Origin of the sequence: Chitinophaga filiformis (genome assembly GCF_021646545.1) — a bacterium.
In the GTDB taxonomy this organism is placed as follows: Bacteria; Bacteroidota; Bacteroidia; order Chitinophagales; family Chitinophagaceae; genus Chitinophaga; species Chitinophaga filiformis_A.
Genome location: NZ_JAKIRP010000005.1, coordinates 112619 through 131322, shown reverse-complemented (window position 1 = coordinate 131322; position 18704 = coordinate 112619). Strand labels below are relative to the sequence as shown.

The 18704-nt window shown below is 47.5% G+C and carries 17 protein-coding genes; 9 read left to right on the top strand and 8 right to left on the bottom strand.

The window, feature by feature from the left end:
* Positions 1 to 16 precede the first annotated feature (16 nt).
* Entirely contained in the window at positions 17 to 397 is a 381-nt protein-coding gene (locus L3C95_RS15105; RefSeq protein ID WP_176842524.1) for a response regulator, read from the top strand.
* Positions 398 to 1521: 1124 nt separating this feature from the next.
* On the opposite strand, the gene rpe is transcribed toward L3C95_RS15105, so the two are convergent.
* From rpe to thrA, 5 genes are all read right to left on the bottom strand, one after another.
* Positions 1522 to 2187 (bottom strand): ribulose-phosphate 3-epimerase, encoded by a 666-nt coding sequence (gene rpe, locus L3C95_RS15100; protein ID WP_317207690.1) that lies wholly within the window; start codon positions 2185 to 2187, stop codon positions 1522 to 1524.
* A 29-nt stretch (positions 2188 to 2216) separates the two neighbouring features.
* The gene (locus tag L3C95_RS15095) at positions 2217 to 3230 is read right to left on the bottom strand and encodes a tetratricopeptide repeat protein (protein ID WP_236388820.1); all 1014 of its coding nucleotides are present in this window, start codon (positions 3228 to 3230) and stop codon (positions 2217 to 2219) included.
* 115 nt (positions 3231 to 3345) lie between these two features.
* Complete coding sequence (thrC, locus tag L3C95_RS15090) at positions 3346 to 4653, bottom strand: threonine synthase (RefSeq protein ID WP_236388819.1); 1308 nt, start codon at positions 4651 to 4653, stop codon at positions 3346 to 3348.
* 6 nt (positions 4654 to 4659) lie between these two features.
* Positions 4660 to 5595, bottom strand: coding sequence for a homoserine kinase (locus L3C95_RS15085; RefSeq protein ID WP_236388817.1), 936 nt, complete (start codon positions 5593 to 5595; stop codon positions 4660 to 4662).
* Between the two features lie 40 nt (positions 5596 to 5635).
* Complete coding sequence (gene thrA / locus L3C95_RS15080; RefSeq protein ID WP_236388815.1) at positions 5636 to 8083, bottom strand: bifunctional aspartate kinase/homoserine dehydrogenase I; 2448 nt, start codon at positions 8081 to 8083, stop codon at positions 5636 to 5638.
* 1204 nt (positions 8084 to 9287) lie between these two features.
* Between thrA and L3C95_RS15075 the strand changes: the two genes are divergently transcribed.
* The gene (locus L3C95_RS15075; RefSeq protein WP_236388813.1) at positions 9288 to 10562 is read left to right on the top strand and encodes a homogentisate 1,2-dioxygenase; all 1275 of its coding nucleotides are present in this window, start codon (positions 9288 to 9290) and stop codon (positions 10560 to 10562) included.
* Positions 10563 to 10567: 5 nt separating this feature from the next.
* On the opposite strand, the gene L3C95_RS15070 is transcribed toward L3C95_RS15075, so the two are convergent.
* Entirely contained in the window at positions 10568 to 10768 is a 201-nt protein-coding gene (locus L3C95_RS15070) for a hypothetical protein (RefSeq protein WP_236388811.1), read from the bottom strand.
* Between the two features lie 140 nt (positions 10769 to 10908).
* Between L3C95_RS15070 and L3C95_RS15065 the strand changes: the two genes are divergently transcribed.
* Positions 10909 to 11901: an aldo/keto reductase gene (locus L3C95_RS15065; protein ID WP_236388810.1), complete on the top strand. Its 993-nt coding sequence runs from the start codon at positions 10909 to 10911 to the stop codon at positions 11899 to 11901.
* A 185-nt stretch (positions 11902 to 12086) separates the two neighbouring features.
* Positions 12087 to 12338, top strand: coding sequence for a fatty acid desaturase (locus L3C95_RS15060; RefSeq protein WP_262915874.1), 252 nt, complete (start codon positions 12087 to 12089; stop codon positions 12336 to 12338).
* On the opposite strand, the gene L3C95_RS15055 is transcribed toward L3C95_RS15060, so the two are convergent.
* Positions 12339 to 13487: an FAD-dependent oxidoreductase gene (locus L3C95_RS15055; protein ID WP_236388809.1), complete on the bottom strand. Its 1149-nt coding sequence runs from the start codon at positions 13485 to 13487 to the stop codon at positions 12339 to 12341. It lies immediately after the preceding gene.
* 24 nt (positions 13488 to 13511) lie between these two features.
* Complete coding sequence (locus L3C95_RS15050) at positions 13512 to 14108, bottom strand: TetR/AcrR family transcriptional regulator (protein ID WP_236388808.1); 597 nt, start codon at positions 14106 to 14108, stop codon at positions 13512 to 13514.
* A 164-nt stretch (positions 14109 to 14272) separates the two neighbouring features.
* Here L3C95_RS15050 and L3C95_RS15045 point away from each other — a divergent pair, with 164 nt between their 5' ends.
* The 5 genes from L3C95_RS15045 to L3C95_RS15025 all read left to right on the top strand — a co-directional run bounded on the left by L3C95_RS15045 (position 14273) and on the right by L3C95_RS15025 (position 18614).
* A complete protein-coding gene (locus L3C95_RS15045) occupies positions 14273 to 15148 on the top strand; it encodes an oxidoreductase (RefSeq protein WP_236388807.1) in 876 nt (291 codons plus the stop codon).
* A gap of 111 nt (positions 15149 to 15259) precedes the next feature.
* A complete protein-coding gene (locus L3C95_RS15040; RefSeq protein ID WP_236388805.1) occupies positions 15260 to 15844 on the top strand; it encodes a TlpA family protein disulfide reductase in 585 nt (194 codons plus the stop codon).
* A gap of 385 nt (positions 15845 to 16229) precedes the next feature.
* Complete coding sequence (gene hppD / locus L3C95_RS15035; protein ID WP_236388803.1) at positions 16230 to 17366, top strand: 4-hydroxyphenylpyruvate dioxygenase; 1137 nt, start codon at positions 16230 to 16232, stop codon at positions 17364 to 17366.
* Positions 17367 to 17575: 209 nt separating this feature from the next.
* Entirely contained in the window at positions 17576 to 17773 is a 198-nt protein-coding gene (locus tag L3C95_RS15030; protein WP_236388802.1) for a hypothetical protein, read from the top strand.
* A gap of 64 nt (positions 17774 to 17837) precedes the next feature.
* Positions 17838 to 18614: a murein L,D-transpeptidase family protein gene (locus tag L3C95_RS15025; protein ID WP_236388801.1), complete on the top strand. Its 777-nt coding sequence runs from the start codon at positions 17838 to 17840 to the stop codon at positions 18612 to 18614.
* Positions 18615 to 18704: the final 90 nt, after the last annotated feature.

Sequence of the window (18704 nt, the reverse complement as noted above, 5' to 3'; positions counted from 1 at the left end):
TATGCAATTGCACAACATGATTTTTATCGTAGATGATGATCCGATACATCAGCAGATCGCGAACATTATGATCAAACGACAGGGGATTGGGGAGAATGTGCGGGCCTTTTCGGACGCGCAGGATGTGTTGGATTATCTGCGCCAGTACTCCTTCGAACCGGAGCAATTGCCTGATCTGATCTTGTTAGATCTTAATATGCCAGTGATGGATGGATGGGATTTTCTGAATGATTATGCCGGCTTTTATAAGGATCTTGCGAAGCAGATTGGGATTTTTGTGCTGACGTCGTCTATTGATGATAAAGACCGTAAGAAAGTAGATAATTACTCTTTCGTGAAAGGGTATCTGACTAAGCCTTTGTCCAGCGAGATCATTACGAAGTTACAGGCAAGCTGAGAGACTGCGAATATCTTTGATATAAGAGGGTTGTACCGGGGGGTACAGCCCTCTTGTGTTTTGTACTAGTACGTGTTGGAACACGGAATTTTTGTCTGGCTGACGGTAGTTTCTGTTGCTAAATTCATTATGACGTTATAAACCTTCTTTTTTTATTTAAGCTGACGGTAGTTTCTGCGCTGACCTTCTTGCTCGCGGTGCAGGCTGGGATCACTGGCTGAGTTCTTTGAAGTTGCTTACTATTGAGCTTGGGAAGGCGGGTTGGCAGTTGGATCTTTATTAAACCCCTGGAGCGGCGCGTCAGCATACTTCAAACAACTTAGGCCAGCGATTCCCACCTGCCGCTCGCTGCGCACGGTCTCCAAAATGATAGTAGGACAGCTAAATTCTTTATGGCAGCATAATCCTCCTGCTGCGTATGGGCGTCACAGAGAGTACGTGGGCTACGATTAGAAAAAGCAGAGGTAAATAGATGGATAGAGCTAAACCAAATTGAAAACCTGGGAATATTGCGAGATTATCCCTGCATGTTATAACGCTGGCTACAGCCCAGGGACGGCAATCAACCGGGCAACAAAACGTCGATAGGACTCTGCTAGGAGTCCAGGTGTTTGTAGCGCGGGGTTTCAACCCCGGGGATGGCAAAAAACGGGAACAACAATCAACCGTTTCAACCCCGGGATGGCAATAACGGGAACGGCAATCAACCGTTTCAACCCTGGGATGGCAATAAATGGGAACGGCGATCAACCGTTTCAACCCTGGGATGGCAATAAATGGGAACGACAATCAATCGGTTCAACCCGGGATGGAATAAACGGGAACGACAATAAACCGGTTCAACCCGGGATGGCGTTAAACGGGAACGACAATAAACCGTTTCAACCCCGGAATGGAATAAACGGGAACGACAATAAACCGGTTCAACCCCGGAATGGCATAAACGGGAACGACAATCAACCGTTTCAACCCCGGAATGGAATAAACGGGAACGACAATAAACCGGTTCACCCTCGGAGATGGCAATAAACGGGAACGACAATCAACCGTTTCAACCCCGGGCCGACAATAACCCAGGGGACGACGAAAAATGCGATAATGAAAAAAATAATAGCACTAAATTTTTACGCCTTCCTCAAAGCGCTGATAGTTGCTTCGGGATCTTTTGATGCGAAGACGGTACTGCCAGCTACAAGGACGTTGGCGCCAGCGTCGAGGATGGAGGATGCATTCTCGATGTTGATGCCGCCATCTACTTCGATGAGGGCATGCGCTTTATAGTGATTGATCATGTCGCGGGTCTGACGGATCTTTTCGAGACTTTTAGGAATGAAGTGCTGCCCGCCAAAACCGGGGTTGACACTCATGATCAGTATGAGGTCGATGTCATTGATGATGTTTTCCAGCAGGTGTACAGGGGTGTGCGGATTCAATGCCACACCGGCTTTCATGCCAAGGCCTTTGATCTGCTGAATGTTTCTGTGAAGGTGCGTACAGGCTTCATAGTGAACCGTCAGGATATCTGCGCCGGCCTTTTTGAAGTCTTCGGCATATTTCTCCGGTTCTTCTATCATGAGATGCACATCACAGGTCTTTTTGGTGGCCTTTCTGATGTGTGATATAACGGGTAATCCAAAGCTGATATTCGGTACGAATCTGCCATCCATTACGTCAAGGTGCAACCAGTCAGCTTCACTGCGATTTAACATTTCTACTTCCTTACCCAATTCCAGGAAATTGGATGCCAGCAGGGACGGTGCGACAAAAGTGTTTCTGTTTTCCAAAGCCACGCATTTAAAGTTGTTTACGAATATAGCTGTTATTTTTTTAGTTTGTCCAGTGCTGCTTTTGCTTCAGGATAATCTTTTTTAAAGGTGAGCGCCTTCACATAGTCGTCTATAGCATCTTCCCTGCGTCCTAAATTTTCATGGCACTGTGCACGGTAGTAATAGGCTTCTGCATTGGCGGGAGAGGCTTTGGCCGCCAGATCGAAATAGCGGAACGCTTCCTTCCATTCCTTTTTCCGCATGTTGATCCTGCCTAACGCGAGGTAAGCCCTGTCGTCGTCCGGGTCTGTAGTGATACTGCTGTTGTAGGTGGCGATCGCTTCTGTATAGTTGCCGGTCTCTTCATAGTACTGTGCCAATGACACCAGTGGTTCTGAGTTGACGGAGTCTAAACGTGCTGCCAGTTTATAGTACTTTACAGCGGCTGGTGAGCGCCGGATGGAAAGTAGGTCGCCCAGCTCCATTACAGCGCCGTAATCGCTCTGTAAACCGGCTTTATCGATGGCTGTGGTCAGGTGACTGATAGCCAGGGCAGTGTCCTTGTTATCTTCGGCAATACGGGCTTTCAGATAAAAGGCTTTATCGTGCGTACCTTCCGATTGTCCAAGTATGGACGCTACGCTGTCGGCCGATTTGTATTGTTTGTCTTCTATCATGGCGGTGGCCAGCTGGTACAGCAGGTAGGGATATCCCGGAGCAGTCTGCAGCGCCCTTTTAAAATGCGCGATAGAACGGGAATAGTCTTTCAGTACCAGTGCTGCTTCGCCTGCGCCTGCCCAGAAGTCGGTAACGTCTGGTTTAAGCTGTGCTGCCTTTTCAAAGTCCTTCTGCGCCAGTAACGGGTCGGTATTGAAGAGGAGCAGGGCCCGGCGGAAATAAAGGGCTTCATCGTTCGGGAATTGCGCGATGGAGTCCGTTAAAGGGAGCACCAAAGGAGCGTAGAGGGACGAGTCGGCATCATTATGGGTGGTCTGCTCTTCCGGCTTGCCGGACTGGCAGGAAAAGAAAAAGGGAATTGATAATGATAAAAAGAACAGGTATTTCATAAGACAATAATATAAAAAATGCTCGACCTTTTGGAGTTAGGTGTTGCTGATTGAGGGCATTGAAAAAAAATGGCCGACCAAAAGGCCAGCCATTCTGTGTGGATTGCATGCCGGATCAATTGGCAGTCAGCCAATCTTTCAGGGCTTTATAGTCATTTGGAAGCTGTACAGCTTTCTTTTCGAGAGAATAGAGGGATTGTACTCTTTCCGGAGTAACGATCTTGTCCTGCAGGGAAGCAGGTGCAGTATCGGCAAACTTTACCGGATGCGCTGTTTCCAGGAATACGCCGGCCGTATTGTTTGCTGCGCCTGCCTGCTGCAGGTATTGCTGAAGACCCAGGTAACCTACGGCGCCATGAGGGTCCAGCATATACTGGTGTTCCTTCCATACTTGTTCCATGGTGGCGGCGGTAGCTTTATCGTCGAAAGAGATCGAGGTCAGCTTTTCCTTCAGCGCCGGCAGGCTATTGGCGAACAGCTCCAGTATACGAACAAAGTTGCTAGGATCTGCAACGTCCATTGCATTGGATAACGTTGGTGTTGCCTGTCCGGGGGCATACTGACCTGTCTGCATAAACCTGGGAACGGTATCGTTGACGTTGGTACTTGCCACGAAATGTTTTACAGGCAGTCCCATTGCTGCGGCCATCATACCGGCGCAGATATTACCGAAGTTGCCGCTGGGTACAGAGAACACAACGTTGGGATAGTTTGTCTTCAGCTGTTTCCATGCCAGCAGGTAGTAGAACATCTGGGGCAACCAGCGGGCTACGTTGATGGAGTTGGCGCTGGTGAGCAGGCAGTGCGCCTGCAGTTCTGCATCCAGGAAGGCGGTTTTCACCATACGCTGGCAATCGTCAAAGGTACCAGCTATTTCAAGTGCGGTGATATTACCGTTCAGGGTGGTCAGCTGTTTTTCCTGCAGGGTGCTCACCTTGCCGGAAGGGTAGAGGATCACTACACGAACGCCGGGTACATTGTAGAAACCGTGTGCCACTGCACCGCCGGTATCGCCGGAGGTAGCCACGAGAACTGTTACCGGACGACTATCATTCCTTCTGAAATAACCCAGGCAGCCGGCCATGAAGCGGGCGCCTACGTCTTTGAAAGCCAGGGTAGGACCATGGAACAATTCCAGTGCATAGATATCGCCTGCCACCTTTTGTACGGGAAAAGGAAAACTCAGGGTATCTGCAATGATCTGACGAAGGGTAGCTTCCGGTATTTCATCACCTACGAAAGGCCGGATGGCAGTGTAGGCTATATCAAGATCCTGTTGTTTTTCGATGTTATCGATAAAATCCTTTTCAAAAGCGGGAATGCGCTCCGGGAAATATAACCCCTTATCCGGCGCAAGCCCTTGTACTACTGCATCCTCGAAAGAGACAATATGTTGTTTATTCTGTAAACTGAAATATTTCATTAGATTTTACGCTTTTGTAATTTTCACACCTTCCGTATTTATTTTCGATACATGGATCTTGTAATCCACGCCCAGCGGGGCGTAGACAGTATCCATCATCGCGGCTACCTTACGGGCGTTTTCTTCGCCTCTGCTCAGCATGAAGACAGAGGGACCAGAACCGGAGATGCCACCACCCAGTGCGCCGGCTTCCTTACATTTTACTTTCAGCTCATAGAAAGCTGGAATCAGTATAGCGCGTACCGGCTCTACGATGGCGTCTTCGAGCGAGCGGCTGATCAAGTCATAATTTTCCTGGTAGAGCCCTGCAACGAGTGCGCCTACGTTACCCCACTGGCGGATAGCGTCGGTCATCAGCACCTTTTGTTTGAGGATCTCACGGGCATCGGAAGTTTTCACTTCTATCTGCGGATGTATAACGGTCACCCAGAGTTCTGACGGCGTATGCAGGCCGGTAATGTCCAGGGGTTTGTAACTCCTTACAAGTGTGAAGCCTCCAAGTATGGCGGGTGCTACGTTGTCGGCATGTGCTGCGCCGCTGGCCAGTCTTTCACCTTCCATCGCAAAACGTACCAGCTGTTTAGGCGTAAAGGGATTGCCCAGCAGATGATTGGCGCCGACTACAGCGCCGGCTGAACTGGCAGCAGAAGAGCCTATGCCGCTACCGGGAGGGATATTCTTGAAAAGTTCCAGTTCTATTCCGGCATCGGGCTGTCCGTACTTCTGCAGCAATGCCTGGATGGCAACACCACATACGTTCTGGGCAGGATCCGTAGAGAGAGAGGCGCCATGCACGGCTGTAATGGTAACGCCCGGTTTATCACTCTTCCGCATGATCATTTCATCGCCGGGAGCATCCATGGCCAGTCCGATCACGTCAAAGCCGCAGGCTACATTGGCAACAGTAGCAGGGGCGAATACTTTTATACAGTCATTTCCCATGAGGAATCAAAATTTAAGATATACGTTACTGATATACGGTTTATCTGGCTGATCTGATGATATCAGCAAATATACCGGAAGCCGTTACATCTGCCCCCGCACCGGCGCCTTTTACGATCAGTGGTTGTTCCGCATAGCGGTTGGTGGTATAGAGTACGATATTGTCTTTTCCTTCCAGCTTGAAGAACGGATGATCCGGCGCGATAGACTGTAAGCCTACAGACGCTTTTCCATTTTCATAGCGGGCTACGAACTTCAGTCGTTTACCTTCTGCGTCTGCCTTTTCGCGCAACGCCAGGAAATGACCGGCATGTACATCCAGTTGCTCATAGAAAGCATCCACTGAAGGCGCTTCCAATGCTTCTACCGGCAGGAAGGAATGATTGGTGATATCATTCAGTTCCATCTTCGCACCGCTTTCACGTGCCAGGATCAGGATCTTACGCATTACATCCACACCACTGAGGTCAATACGTGGATCTGGTTCTGTATAACCTTCGTCCTGTGCAGCTTTCACTACCTCGCGGAAGCTGGCGCCGTTCACGAAATTGTTGAACACAAAGTTCAGACTACCACTCAACACGGCTTCGATACTGTTCACTTTATCACCGCTGCGGATCAGGTCATTCAGTGTGTTGATCACCGGTAAACCAGCACCCACATTGGTTTCGAACAGGAAGGAAGCGTTGTATTTACGCGCCAGGTCTTTCAGGCTTTTATAATAGGCATAGTCTGAAGAGCAGGCGATCTTGTTGCAGGTCACCACGGAAATACCATGCTGCAGGAACTCTCCATAAGTTGCAGCTACTTCCTGGCTGGCTGTATTATCAACAAATACGCTGTTACGAAGGTTGAGTGCTTTTATTTTTTGTGCGAAGGCCACCATGTCGGAGGCTTCACCTGCTTCCAGGAGTGTCTTCCATTCAGCCAGGTTGATCGCTTCATGGCCGAACGCCATTTTTTTACTGTTGGCGATACCGGTTACACGTACGTGCAGACCGAGTTCGTTCATCAGGAACTTATGCTGCTGGTCCAGTTGTTCGAGCAGTTTGCTGCCTACATTACCCACACCTGCGATGAATACATTCACCTGTTTCAGCGGTTCTTCGAAGAAGGCTTCATGTATTACGTTCAGTGCTTTTTTTACATCGGCTTTATTGATCACTGCAGAGATGTTCTTTTCGGTAGAACCCTGTGCTATAGCGCGGACGTTCACACCATTACGACCCAGTGCAGCAAAGAGTTTACCACTGGTGCCATGATGGTTCTTCATCTTATCGCCTACAACAGCTACGATGCTCATATCTCTTTCCACGATGAGTGGTTCTATGCGCTTTTCCAGTATCTCCTGAGAGAATTCACTGTCTACCGCAGTCTTTGCCTTCAGCATATCTGCTTCATGGATACCTACGGTGATAGAGTGTTCTGAAGAGCTCTGGGTGATGAGTATCACGTTCACACGTTCGGTCAGCAATGCTTCGAACAGTCTTTTTGAGAAACCCGGGATACCCACCATACCGCTACCTTCAAGGGTAAGCAGGGCTATCTTCTGGATACCGCTGATACCAGTTACGGGATAAGTACGGCCATTGCCATCCTGCGAATGGATAAGGGTACCGTAATCGTCCGGTGCAAAGGTGTTCTTGATCCAGATAGGAATACGTTTATCCATCACCGGCTGTATGGTAGGCGGGTAGATCACTTTGGCCCCGAAGTGAGACAGTTCCATCGCTTCTTCATAAGAGATATGCGGGATAGGAATTGCCTGTGATACCATCCTCGGATCTGCGGTCATCATACCACTTACGTCAGTCCATATATCCAGCACTTCTGCATGCAGCGCTGCCGCGATGATGGCAGCAGTATAATCGGAGCCTCCGCGGCCAAGAGTAGTCGTTTCACCATCGGCAGTTGCTGCAACGAAACCGGGTAGTACCACGAAATCGGCATTCAGCTGCTGGTAGTATTGTGTAGTCTGATGGTTAGTAGCGAGGAAGTTGACTGCTGCGTTGCCAAAATTATTATCAGTAACGATCAGTTCACGGCTATCTTTCCATACCGCATTCAGACCGCTTGCTTTCAGCTTTTCTGCGAGCAGGTAAGAGGAAACGAGTTCTCCGAAGCTCATGATCTTATCCAATGAGCGGGCACTCAGTTCACCTACCTGGAAGATACCATCACAGAGGGTTTCGAGGGTGTTGATGCGTTTCTTTACCTGGCTGATGATACCACTTTGTACGGTAATGGGGAATAAGGTGCGGATAGTATCCAGGTGTTTGTTCTCAATCTCCTGTAGTACGGTCCTGTATTGTTCCTGTCCTTGTCCGGCGAGCTGTCCGCATTGGATCAGCTTATCGGTAATGCCACTCATGGCAGAGGCAACAATGGAAAAACGCCCGTTAGGCTTTTTGTGTTGTATGATATTACAAACCTGTTCTATGGATTGGGCGCTTCCCATGGAAGTTCCGCCGAATTTTAATACTTGCATGTCTGAAGATGTTGATACGTAAAAAGTCCTGTCCCCTTACCGGGAGTACCACCTGGGTGGTCGTTGGATGATATGTGAATATTAACCCCGCACCGGGGTTGTAATAGATGTAATTGTAATAGTGCTGATACCCGCGCCGGAGATGGTGCGAGATGCAGATGTGAAGTATGTAACTATTGGTAGCACTATTATGAATTTACTTTTCGCTAACAAAAGTCTGGAATTACTTCCGGATTAACAAATGAATTGTCAAAGTTTTGAAATTATTTAAATTTTGGTGGGGAAAATTGTGAAAAATTGCTCATAACGAGCGGGGCAGGACAAGTTTATTGATTTTCAAGGGGGAAGGGGTGTTGTGGGGTTGCAGGGGTATAAATAGTATCCGACTTCGGTGCCAATTCGGTACCGATGTATAGCTATAGGTGCTATAGTCCTGCGTTACGCCTGCTATTCTATAGCCCAGGCTATAGAATAGTGGCTGTAACGCTATAGTAGAGAGCCGATAGGTTATAGACTCCACCGGATTCCTGGCGAATACATATCCTTAAGATGCCTTCGGTTTTGTTATGCGATGGCTGTCGGGTGTTGTCGATTATTCACGCTAAGTAGCTTCGGTTTCAGTATGGGATGTCGGTCGGCGCCTCTCTGGATGGCTATTGGGCGTTGTCAAGCGAATAGGGGTGGGATGTGGATTTGACTGCACCCGTCGTGTCGCCGGAGAGCCGAAGGCCCGCCATTCCCATCTGAAACCGGTGCTACTTCCGCTCTCCCTCTGTAGTAAATTAAGGACTGCTTATCAGGGCGATGAGGGATTATTGTTGTCATGTGTCTTTACCATGTCTTACCATGCCTTTGACATGCCTTTGATATGCCTTTGATATGCCTTCAAGGTGGACTTGACTTCATCACATTTATACCTGAATGGATAGTGGGGGATCACAGGTATACCGAACGCAGTGCTTGATTTTAAGCCCTTTATGCCCCTTTTAGGGCAATTTCGATCCTATTCCTTACATTTGCCTTAACCACGTTAATTCATGCCTTATTTCCGCAATTTCACATATCATATAGACAAGCGCCGCTGGAAGTATTGCTTCCTGCTGGAGGGCATTGTAAGCCGATAGGCCTTGTTTCCCGGTCTCCGTTCCTTATCTGGTTGTCCCGGTAAGGGGTTACTCACTTCCTTTTACAACTGATCTACCAGATGACAGGTACGGATATTTCGTCCGACAGCTTCCCTGTCGTATTTTATTGTCATAAAATTGTCATTGATATTCCACTGTCTCTTGCCGGAAGGCAGGAGGCTGAAAAACCATCCATCATGCCGCATTATCATAAATTGGGAAACGTCCCTCACAAACGTCATACACAGTTCCGCAAGCCCGACGGTACACTTTATTCCGAACAGCTATTTTCTACGGAAGGATTTTCGTCGAACTCTACCTTGTTATATCATTGTCATCCTCCAACAGAGATCGTGAAGGTGGATGAGCCATATAATGTTGCGCCACGCGTGGCTGAAGAGAAGATGCTGAAGCACCGCAGTTTTCAGGGATTCAATATTCAACCGGAAGATGATTATGTGCAAAGCAGGAAACCGATGCTGGTGAACAGCGATTGTCATATTGTGCTGGCTGCTCCACGGCAGAGTATGACGGACTATTTCTACAAGAATGCAGATGCTGATGAGCTGATATTTGTACATGAAGGCTCCGGCGTCTTACATACGCAATACGGGCAATTGCCTTTTGGTTATGGTGATTATCTGCAGGTGCCCCGGGGTACAATTTACCAGATGAAATTTACGGGTACGGAGAACCGCCTGTTCATTGTTGAATCATTCAGTCCTATCCGTTATCCGAAACGTTATCTTAGTCAGTACGGACAATTACTGGAACATGCGCCTTATTGCGAGCGCGATATCAGGCAGCCGCAGAACCTGGAGACTATTGATGAAGCGGGCGATTTCCTGATCCGCATCAAAAAGAAGGGCATGATGTATCCTATTCACTATGCACATCATCCGTTTGATGTGGTAGGCTGGGACGGATATGAATATCCTTTCGCCTTTTCCATTCATGACTTTGAACCGATCACAGGACGGGTACATCAGCCGCCGCCGGTGCATCAGACTTTTGAAGGACATAACTTTGTGGTTTGCTCTTTTTGTCCGCGTTTGTTCGACTATCATCCGGAGTCTATTCCTGCGCCCTACAATCACAGCAATATAGACAGTGATGAAGTATTGTATTATGTGGATGGCGATTTCATGAGCCGTAAGCACGTGACAAGGGGAATGATCACCCTGCACCCGGGTGGTATTCCGCATGGACCGCATCCCGGCGCGGTTCAGAAGAGCATTGGGGCAAAGGAAACAAAGGAACTGGCCGTTATGGTAGACACGTTCCACCCTTTGCAGATCACACAGGATGCACTCGGAATAGAAGACGGAAAATATGTGATGAGCTGGGCGGAGTAACAGGATTATTTTTCATCTTCCTCACCTGGTATCTTTCCTTTATCTTTTGCAAATTCTTCCGGAGTCTGAAGCGTATTATCCTCTTCAGGCTCCAGGTAGATATTGCTTGTGTCTTCTTTCTTTCCCTGCTTATTTATGTGCTCTTTTTTGAGTGCTTCATCCTGTTGTTTGCCGGCAGGCTTTTCATTAGCTTGATTGTTTGCCATATGTGTGTTTTAAGAACAGCACACTAATTCTGTGCCATCGTGGGGCCGACTATTTTAATTCGTAGTAAAGCGTACTCAATCAGAATCTATATTTTTATATTGCACGTTATTTACACAACGTAAACAGAAACGGATAATTAATGGAATACAGGCAATTAGGAGAAAGCGAATTAAAAGTATCAGCAATTACATTTGGAGCATGGGCCATTGGTGGCTGGATGTGGGGCGGAACAGAGCATAACGATGCGGTGAAGGCAATCCGTGCATCTGTTGATGAGGGAGTTACCTCGATAGATACCGCGCCGGTTTATGGACAGGGATTGAGTGAAGAATTGACAGGAGAGGCGTTGAAAGGACTGGACAGAACGAAGATCCAGGTGATGACGAAATTTGGAATGCGCTGGGACCTGGCATTGGGATCGCTGGCATTCAAGAGCAAGGATAACAATGGAAAGGACATCGATGTTTACAAATATGCCGGCAAGGAAAGTATTATGCTGGAATGTGAAAACAGTCTCAGAAGACTGGGAACAGATTACATTGATCTGTACCAGATCCACTGGCCTGATGTGACCACGCCGATCGATGAAACCTTTGAAGCCGTTCTGCGCTTAAAGGAGCAGGGAAAGATCCGCGAAGCGGGTGTAAGCAATTACAATGCTGCACAGATGAAAGAGGCGGAAAAAACAATAAAGCTGGCTTCGAACCAGGTGCCTTTCAGCATGGTGGAAAGAGAGATCGAAAAAGAGCTGGTGCCATATTGTATTGAGAACAAAAAAGGTATCCTGGCTTACAGTCCTTTGCAGAGAGGTATCCTGACAGGTAAGATCAAAGCTGGTCATCAGTTTGGGGAAGGAGATCATCGTCCCAATACCAAATTCTACCAGCCGGAGAACCTGAAGCGTATCAATGCGTTCCTGGACCAGATCAGGCCAATGGCGGAAAGTAAAAGTGTAACACTGGCGCAGCTGGTGATCCGCTGGACGATAGACCGTCCGGGTATTACCGTGGCGTTGGTTGGTGCGCGTAACGCGGAGCAGGCTATACAAAATGCAAGGGCGATCAAGGTAAAACTGAGCGCTGAAGAAATAAAATTCATTAATGACAGGCTGTACCAGGTACAGCTGGTCTGAAAGATGGCTATTAATATTGAGTGTGAATCAAATCTGTCAAGGCTAATTCAGGATTGTTTAATTATGATGTATCAGTTCATTATTGACTGATTGCTGCAATTGATCTAATATTCATTATCTACAGCTGTTACAGGTCAATTGAACAGTGAACCGAAGCCGGGTCATTCCAAAAGGAATGGCCCGGTTTGTTTTTTGTGATGGTGCCAGGTGAATTTCTGATGGCCTTCTTTGCTGTGTGGACGGTGTATCATGATACCGAAGAGCATCCGGAACTGGCAAGGACACAACGGGGCGGCTGGAAGAATAAAATTACTTTCAGCATGTTCTATCACCTGGAACATCATCTGTTCCCCGCGGTGCCTACCATTAAACTACCGGAACTGGCGAAACGTATAGATCAGGTATTGCCGGAGCTGGAGAAGAAGAATACCTTCTGATCAGCTAACGGTCTGCCTGATGAAGGGGATGGCGTCTGGTGAGTGCAGTGCGTCTGTTGATTCGAGCGATATTGCAGCCATTTCTGCTGCTCTTAAGCGCATTTGTTGTTCGTAAGATGCAATGGCGGTAAGAGTGTCAGGAAAGGTATCGTTGGTGAGACACTGGCCCAGTTCCAGTGCATCCAGCATCGCCATGTTCACCCCTTCGCCTGCGTAAGGGGGCATGAGGTGTGCCGCATCGCCCAGCATAGTGAGGTCGGCTAACGATTCCCATGTCTGGTCTAATGGCATACAATACAGTGGGCGGGGAATGAAGTGCGATGATGCATTTTCAAACAGTTCATCCCATACCGGTGCCCAGCCTGTGAAAGTCGTTTTGAACCAGGCAAAGACCTGCGCTTTATCAGAGAAGTCGATCCCACAATCCCGGCTCCAGTATTCATCCGTTTTACAACCGGTGTAGAATACCAAACTACCATCTCCTTTGGAACTTATGATCAAAGTTTTGTTGTCACTCATCACAAAGAGCTTTCCGTTTTCCAGCAGGCCATGTACGTTAGGGCTGGCTGTGGCGGCATTATACACGGCGCCTTCTACCATGGTGAGCCCCGCATAGAAAGGTTTAATGGGGGTGATGTAGGGACGGATCTTTGAGTTGGCGCCATCTGCGGCGATCACAATATCGGCAGTAGCGGTGGTGCCGTCGCGGAATGTCAGCAGCCAGCCATTATCCTTTCTTGTGAGCGATACAAAATGGCTATTCCACACAACAGTGTCAGGATGCAGGGATTCCAGCAGGAGCTGCTTTAACGGCCCACGATCTATCTCCGGACGGAAATATTCTTCTGCACCCTTTTCTCGGTCTGCATCTTCCATCACGACGCTGGCATGTTTATCCATAACACGCAATCTGTCTGCTCCCGGACGGTAATTTGCTTTGAACGCCTCCATCAATCCTGCTTCACGTAAGGCTTTTAATCCTGATTCATAGTGAAGGTCCAGTGTCGCGCCTTGCGCTCTCGCATCTTTACCGGCATCTCTTTCATAGACTTTCACATCAGCATTGTTCATTTGAAGTATTCTGGCAAGGGTAAGGCCTCCCGGGCCACCTCCGACGATGGCAATTTTCTTGTTTTTGAGGATACTCATATGTTGGATTATTAGTGCGCGGCTTTATTTCAGCAAGCCTTTTATAACAGCGTCACAGCAGTCGGAAAATACTTTATCTGTGATGATCTGTTTGGGCCTTTGCTGATAGTCGAAATATTCATTGATAAGATCTAATATCGGAGAGAATAACAGCGCTCTGTAAGCTTCCTGTGGCAGTTTCCTGATAATACCTGCTTTTGCGTTTGCTTCAAGAAACCGGTGGATAGGAGCGAAGAAGTCTCCTTCCTTTATGTCTTTTTCCTGGAATGCTTTATTCAGCAGGGGAGAGGACTTACCATATTTCATCAGTGCAAAGGCATGTGGATTGTTTTTAAAGAAACGAAATGCGTTGGTGCATAGTTTTTTTACACCTTCAGCAAAATCCATGTCCGGTTTGAACTTCTCCAGTATCGCTTTTTCATAAGCGCCCAGTACTTCATCAATGAACAGCTTAACGAGAAAGTCTTCCTTGTTCTCGTATTTGATATAGATAGTACGCGGCGATATGTTGGCCGCTTTCGCCAGCTTCTGCATGCTGAGGTTTTCCAGGCCTTCTTCAGCAATGATCTGCAGGGCGATGGTACGGATGGCCTCTTCTTTTTCCAGGTTTTTAGGTCTCATGAAAATATGTTGATTCAGTTTGACAGGACAAAAGTAAGTAAATGTTTGTTTACTTATAAATTATTTTCCCCTGAGCTTTTCAGCAAACAATAATTGAGCTGTTTAACAAAGCAGCGAGGGCCTGTATGGTTCTACCTTTGCTGTAAACAGTAAAAGAAATAATCATGGCAAAAGTTTGGTTTATCACAGGTAGCTCAAGAGGACTGGGACGTAGTCTGACAGCAGCAGTATTAGCAAAGGGAGACAAGGTAGCCGCAACAGCGCGGAATCCCGAGCAGTTGAAAGATCTTGCAACACAATATCCGGGACAGATCCTGGCGTTGCAACTGGATGTTACAGACCGTCAGCAGATATATAAAGTGGTGGCGGCGGCTATCGCACATTTCGGGCGGATTGACGTACTGGTTAACAATGCGGGGTTTGGTATCACAGGCGCAGCGGAAGCTTTTACGGATGAACAGGTGCGCAGTCAGCTGGATACGAACCTCTATGCGCCGATCGAAATTACACGGGCGGTATTGCCACATATGCGCAAACAGCGCTCAGGACGTATCCTGCAGATCAGTTCCATCGGTGGCAGGGTGGGGAATGCAGGATTGACGATGTACCAGGCGGCGAAATTCGGCCTGGGAGGTTTCAGTGAAGCTTTGGCGAAAGAGGTGGCACCACTGGGTATTTATGTGACCAGCGTAGAGCCGGGAGGTTTCCGTACCGACTGGGGCGGCGCATCCATGAGCTTTGCAGAGAAAGTAGAAGGGTATGAAACAACTGTAGATTGGGTAGCGGGATATTTTCAGACCAACTATGAAGCAGTAGGCGATCCGGATAAGGCAGCACAGGCGATGTTGCGTATTGTTGAAGAGCCTCAGCCGCCGGTGCATCTTGTATTGGGCAGTGAAGCCATCGGCATCCTGAAGGCGGCAGATGCTGCCAGGACTGCAGAGATGGAAAAATGGCTGCCGCTTAGTTTGTCGACCGACCATAACGATGCGTCCGGTTTCCTGGACACAGCAGAAGGGAAGAAGTTTCAACATAATTGATAATCAGCAGGCAGCAGCCCGTCCGGGATGCTGCCTGCTGATCTGCCGACGGCTGCAGTGGCTGTTAGCTGCTAAAGTTGTAATTTAGCATGGTAAACTTGCTATGCACTTATGAATCTGAGGCGTTTATTCTCATTGTCGAATATCACGACAGGCATCATGGTCCTTTTTCTTGTACTGGTATTGGTAAATCCGTCAGTAAAGGCGGGAGTCATGCAGGGACTGATGAAAGTAGGATTGTTCCAGCCGGCAATGCCTGAAGAGGTAAACACGGAAAGTGAGATAGCGGCTGATATGTCTTTTACGGACGGTGAGGGTAAGACGTTCACACTGTCTTCATTGAGGGGCAAGGTGGTATTTCTGAATTTCTGGGCTACCTGGTGTCCTCCCTGCCGTGCGGAGATGCCGTCTATCAATGCGCTGTATGAGCAATTTAAGGACAATAAGAATGTGATCTTTCTGACCGTGGATACGGATGGCAATTATAAGAAAGCTAATAGCTTTCTCAAAAAGCATCAATACAGCCTGCCATTGTATGTGGCTGACAGCCAGATACCCGGCGATCTGCTGGGCAGGTCTATTCCCACTACTGTGATCATCAATAAAAAGGGACAGATCGCATACCGGCATGAAGGGGCCGCGGACTATGGGAATGAAAAGTTCATGCGCTATTTTCAGCAATACATCAGTAAGTAATACTTAGTAAAGTCATTTATACTATTCCAGCTGCATTCTCTACAGTATTTATTTGGATTTAATATTCCGAAATGCTAATATTGCATTAGCAACTAATTTATGCTTCATCTGCATACATACCATAAAATATCCGATCAGCGTCACAGCAAGTACTACTTCCTGATGGCTACGCTGGCTATGGATTCCGCACTGTCCTAGTGCAGGTATGATACTGCCTTTACGGGCGTTCTGTTTTCCTTTTCGCATTTTATTTACCGACTTCTCCGCGCCCATTTACAGTGGTTCTACCTGTCATTTCTTCAATGCACTGAGGCATTGTTTCAACATACTATTACGTGTAGTCAAAAATATTTTCATACACCAAAATTTCTAAAACCAATCCATCATGCATACAACTTCAGATGCCGCCGTTTCGGCTGTTCCTGCCGACGTCCAGGACTTCCTCCCGTTAAATGGTACCGATTACGTTGAATTTTACGTGGGAAATGCCAAACAGGCCGCCCATTTTTATAAGACAGCTTTTGGCTTTCAGTCGCTGGCCTATGCCGGTCCGGAAACCGGTGTAAGAGACCGAGCTTCCTATGTGCTGGTACAGAATAAGCTGCGCTTTGTGCTGACCACTCCTTTGAATCCTGATAGCGACATCGCCCGTCATATCCTGGAACACGGGGATGGCGTGAAAGTGCTGGCGCTCTGGGTAGACGATGCCCGTTCCGCTTTTGAAGAAACGGTAAAAAGAGGGGCAAAGCCTTATCTGGAGCCTGTAGTGGAAGAAGACGAGTTTGGTACAGTGGTGCGCAGTGGTATCCGCATTTATGGTGATACGGTACACATGTTCATAGAACGTAAGAACTATAATGGACCGTTCCTGCCAGGATACAAGGAGTGGAAAACAACCTATAACCCGACAGACACCGGTCTGCTGTATGTAGACCACTGCGTAGGTAACGTGGGTTGGAATGAAATGAATACCTGGGTGGAATTTTATGAAAAGGTGATGGGCTTCCGTAACCTGTTGTCGTTCGACGATAAGGACATTTCCACAGAATACTCCGCACTGATGAGTAAGGTGATGAGTAATGGCAATGGCCGTGTGAAATTCCCTATCAATGAGCCGGCAGAAGGTAAGAAGAAGTCCCAGATTGAAGAATACCTGGATTTCTACCGCGGCCCGGGTGTACAGCACGTGGCGATCGCTACTAACAATATCATTGAGACAGTTACTGAACTGCAGAACAGGGGCGTGGAATTCCTGAAAGTGCCGGGTTCTTATTACGATACCCTGCTGGACAGGGTTGGGCATATCGATGAGGACCTGCTGCCATTGAAGCAATTAGGCATCCTGGTAGACCGGGATGACGAGGGCTATCTGTTGCAGATATTTACGAAGCCTGTACAGGACCGTCCTACTGTTTTCTTCGAGATCATCCAGCGTAAAGGGGCTAAATCCTTCGGAAAAGGCAATTTCAAAGCGCTGTTTGAGTCAATTGAAAGGGAACAGGCGCTGAGAGGTAACCTGTAAGGTTTAGGGTACAACTTTTAATCTGCCTGAATAGATCGGGAATCGGAATACATATTGCTGCTGATGCTCTGGGTAACGCCGGAGTAGGGTGGAACCGCAAGGAACACCTGGTAGGCAGGTATACCGGTTCCTGATTTTGTATTTGACCATTTCATGGTATTGTAAATGTTCCGGAATTTAAAATAATTTGCATAGGAGATCGTTTTCTTATGAGAGTACAAACTTTGTTAGGAGTATTGTTTTTGTTAGGAGGGATATTTCAATGTATAACGGCTGTATTGATCTACCAGGGCGAGCGCCATTACATTCTGCGTTTTGCCAACCGGAAGGTGGGAATGGTGATATATGCTACTTTTGCATTGATACTTTTCTTCCTGGCTTACCGGACTTTTAATATGCAACCATAGCAAAATGCTCCCGTAAGATAGGTTGAAGCGTAAAGTGAAATTGTAAAATTGTGTTAAAATATCTATGAAGCAGGTCGTTTTAGCAGTTTTAATCCTGCTGGGAATAGGCAAGGTGCAGGCCCAGCAGCAATCATTCCTGGATAACCAGAAAATGTTCCCGAAGGTGGGATATGCCTACAGGGACAAAGAAGAGCAGTTGAAGGAGGAATTCAAGAAGAAGGGGCTAGCTTATCCGGCTAAATACATCTTCTTACGATCTTTTAAGCTGGACAGTGAACTGGAGATCTGGGTAAAGAATAGTGTGTCTGATACATTCCGGTTGTTTAAATCATACCGGGTATGTACGCTGTCCGGAAAAATGGGCCCTAAACGGAAGGAAGGGGACAGGCAGGTACCGGAAGGCTTCTACTATATCAACGATTTCAATCCAAACAGTAATTATCACTTATCACTGGGTATCAACTATCCCAACTTCGCAGATAAGATCCTGAGCGACCCTAAAAAGCCGGGTGGCGAGATCTACATCCATGGCAGTTGCCTGACCATAGGTTGTATTCCGTTAACAGACGATTTTATCGAAGAAGTATATATTCTGGCGGTGAATGCCAAGAATGCAGGGCAGGACTTCATCCCGGTGCACGTATTCCCTGTTAAATTTGGCAACGCCCGTTCCCTGGACTATCTCACCAATTTCGCTATGAGAGAGAAGGAGAAGGACAAAGACAGCACCTCCACAGCCGAAAAACTGTGGGCCGACCTGAAAGGGGCGTACGAATATTTCGAGACCCATCATAAGTTACCGGTTATACTGGTAGACGAAAAGGGCAAATACATTATGTAGATATCTCAACAAAAATGGATAGAAAGGGCGTTTCGTTTAAGATGAAACGCCCTTTCGTTTTTTTACATTTTTCAGATTTTAACCTTCTGT

Bases quoted from the DNA above. Each gene is read 5' to 3' on its own strand.
- L3C95_RS15105 (WP_176842524.1), top strand. From the start codon at position 17: ATGATTTTTATCGTAGATGATGATCCGATACATCAGCAGATCGCGAAC.
- thrA (WP_236388815.1), bottom strand. From the start codon at position 8,083: ATGCAAGTATTAAAATTCGGCGGAACTTCCATGGGAAGCGCCCAATCC.
- L3C95_RS15030 (WP_236388802.1), top strand. From the start codon at position 17,576: ATGAGAGTACAAACTTTGTTAGGAGTATTGTTTTTGTTAGGAGGGATA.
- L3C95_RS15040 (WP_236388805.1), top strand. From the start codon at position 15,260: ATGAATCTGAGGCGTTTATTCTCATTGTCGAATATCACGACAGGCATC.
- L3C95_RS15095 (WP_236388820.1), bottom strand. From the start codon at position 3,230: ATGAAATACCTGTTCTTTTTATCATTATCAATTCCCTTTTTCTTTTCC.
- L3C95_RS15050 (WP_236388808.1), bottom strand. From the start codon at position 14,108: ATGAGACCTAAAAACCTGGAAAAAGAAGAGGCCATCCGTACCATCGCC.
- L3C95_RS15085 (WP_236388817.1), bottom strand. From the start codon at position 5,595: ATGGGAAATGACTGTATAAAAGTATTCGCCCCTGCTACTGTTGCCAAT.
- thrC (WP_236388819.1), bottom strand. From the start codon at position 4,653: ATGAAATATTTCAGTTTACAGAATAAACAACATATTGTCTCTTTCGAG.
- L3C95_RS15055 (WP_236388809.1), bottom strand. From the start codon at position 13,487: ATGAGTATCCTCAAAAACAAGAAAATTGCCATCGTCGGAGGTGGCCCG.
- L3C95_RS15045 (WP_236388807.1), top strand. From the start codon at position 14,273: ATGGCAAAAGTTTGGTTTATCACAGGTAGCTCAAGAGGACTGGGACGT.
- L3C95_RS15065 (WP_236388810.1), top strand. From the start codon at position 10,909: ATGGAATACAGGCAATTAGGAGAAAGCGAATTAAAAGTATCAGCAATT.
- L3C95_RS15025 (WP_236388801.1), top strand. From the start codon at position 17,838: ATGAAGCAGGTCGTTTTAGCAGTTTTAATCCTGCTGGGAATAGGCAAG.
- L3C95_RS15070 (WP_236388811.1), bottom strand. From the start codon at position 10,768: ATGGCAAACAATCAAGCTAATGAAAAGCCTGCCGGCAAACAACAGGAT.
- L3C95_RS15075 (WP_236388813.1), top strand. From the start codon at position 9,288: ATGACAGGTACGGATATTTCGTCCGACAGCTTCCCTGTCGTATTTTAT.
- hppD (WP_236388803.1), top strand. From the start codon at position 16,230: ATGCATACAACTTCAGATGCCGCCGTTTCGGCTGTTCCTGCCGACGTC.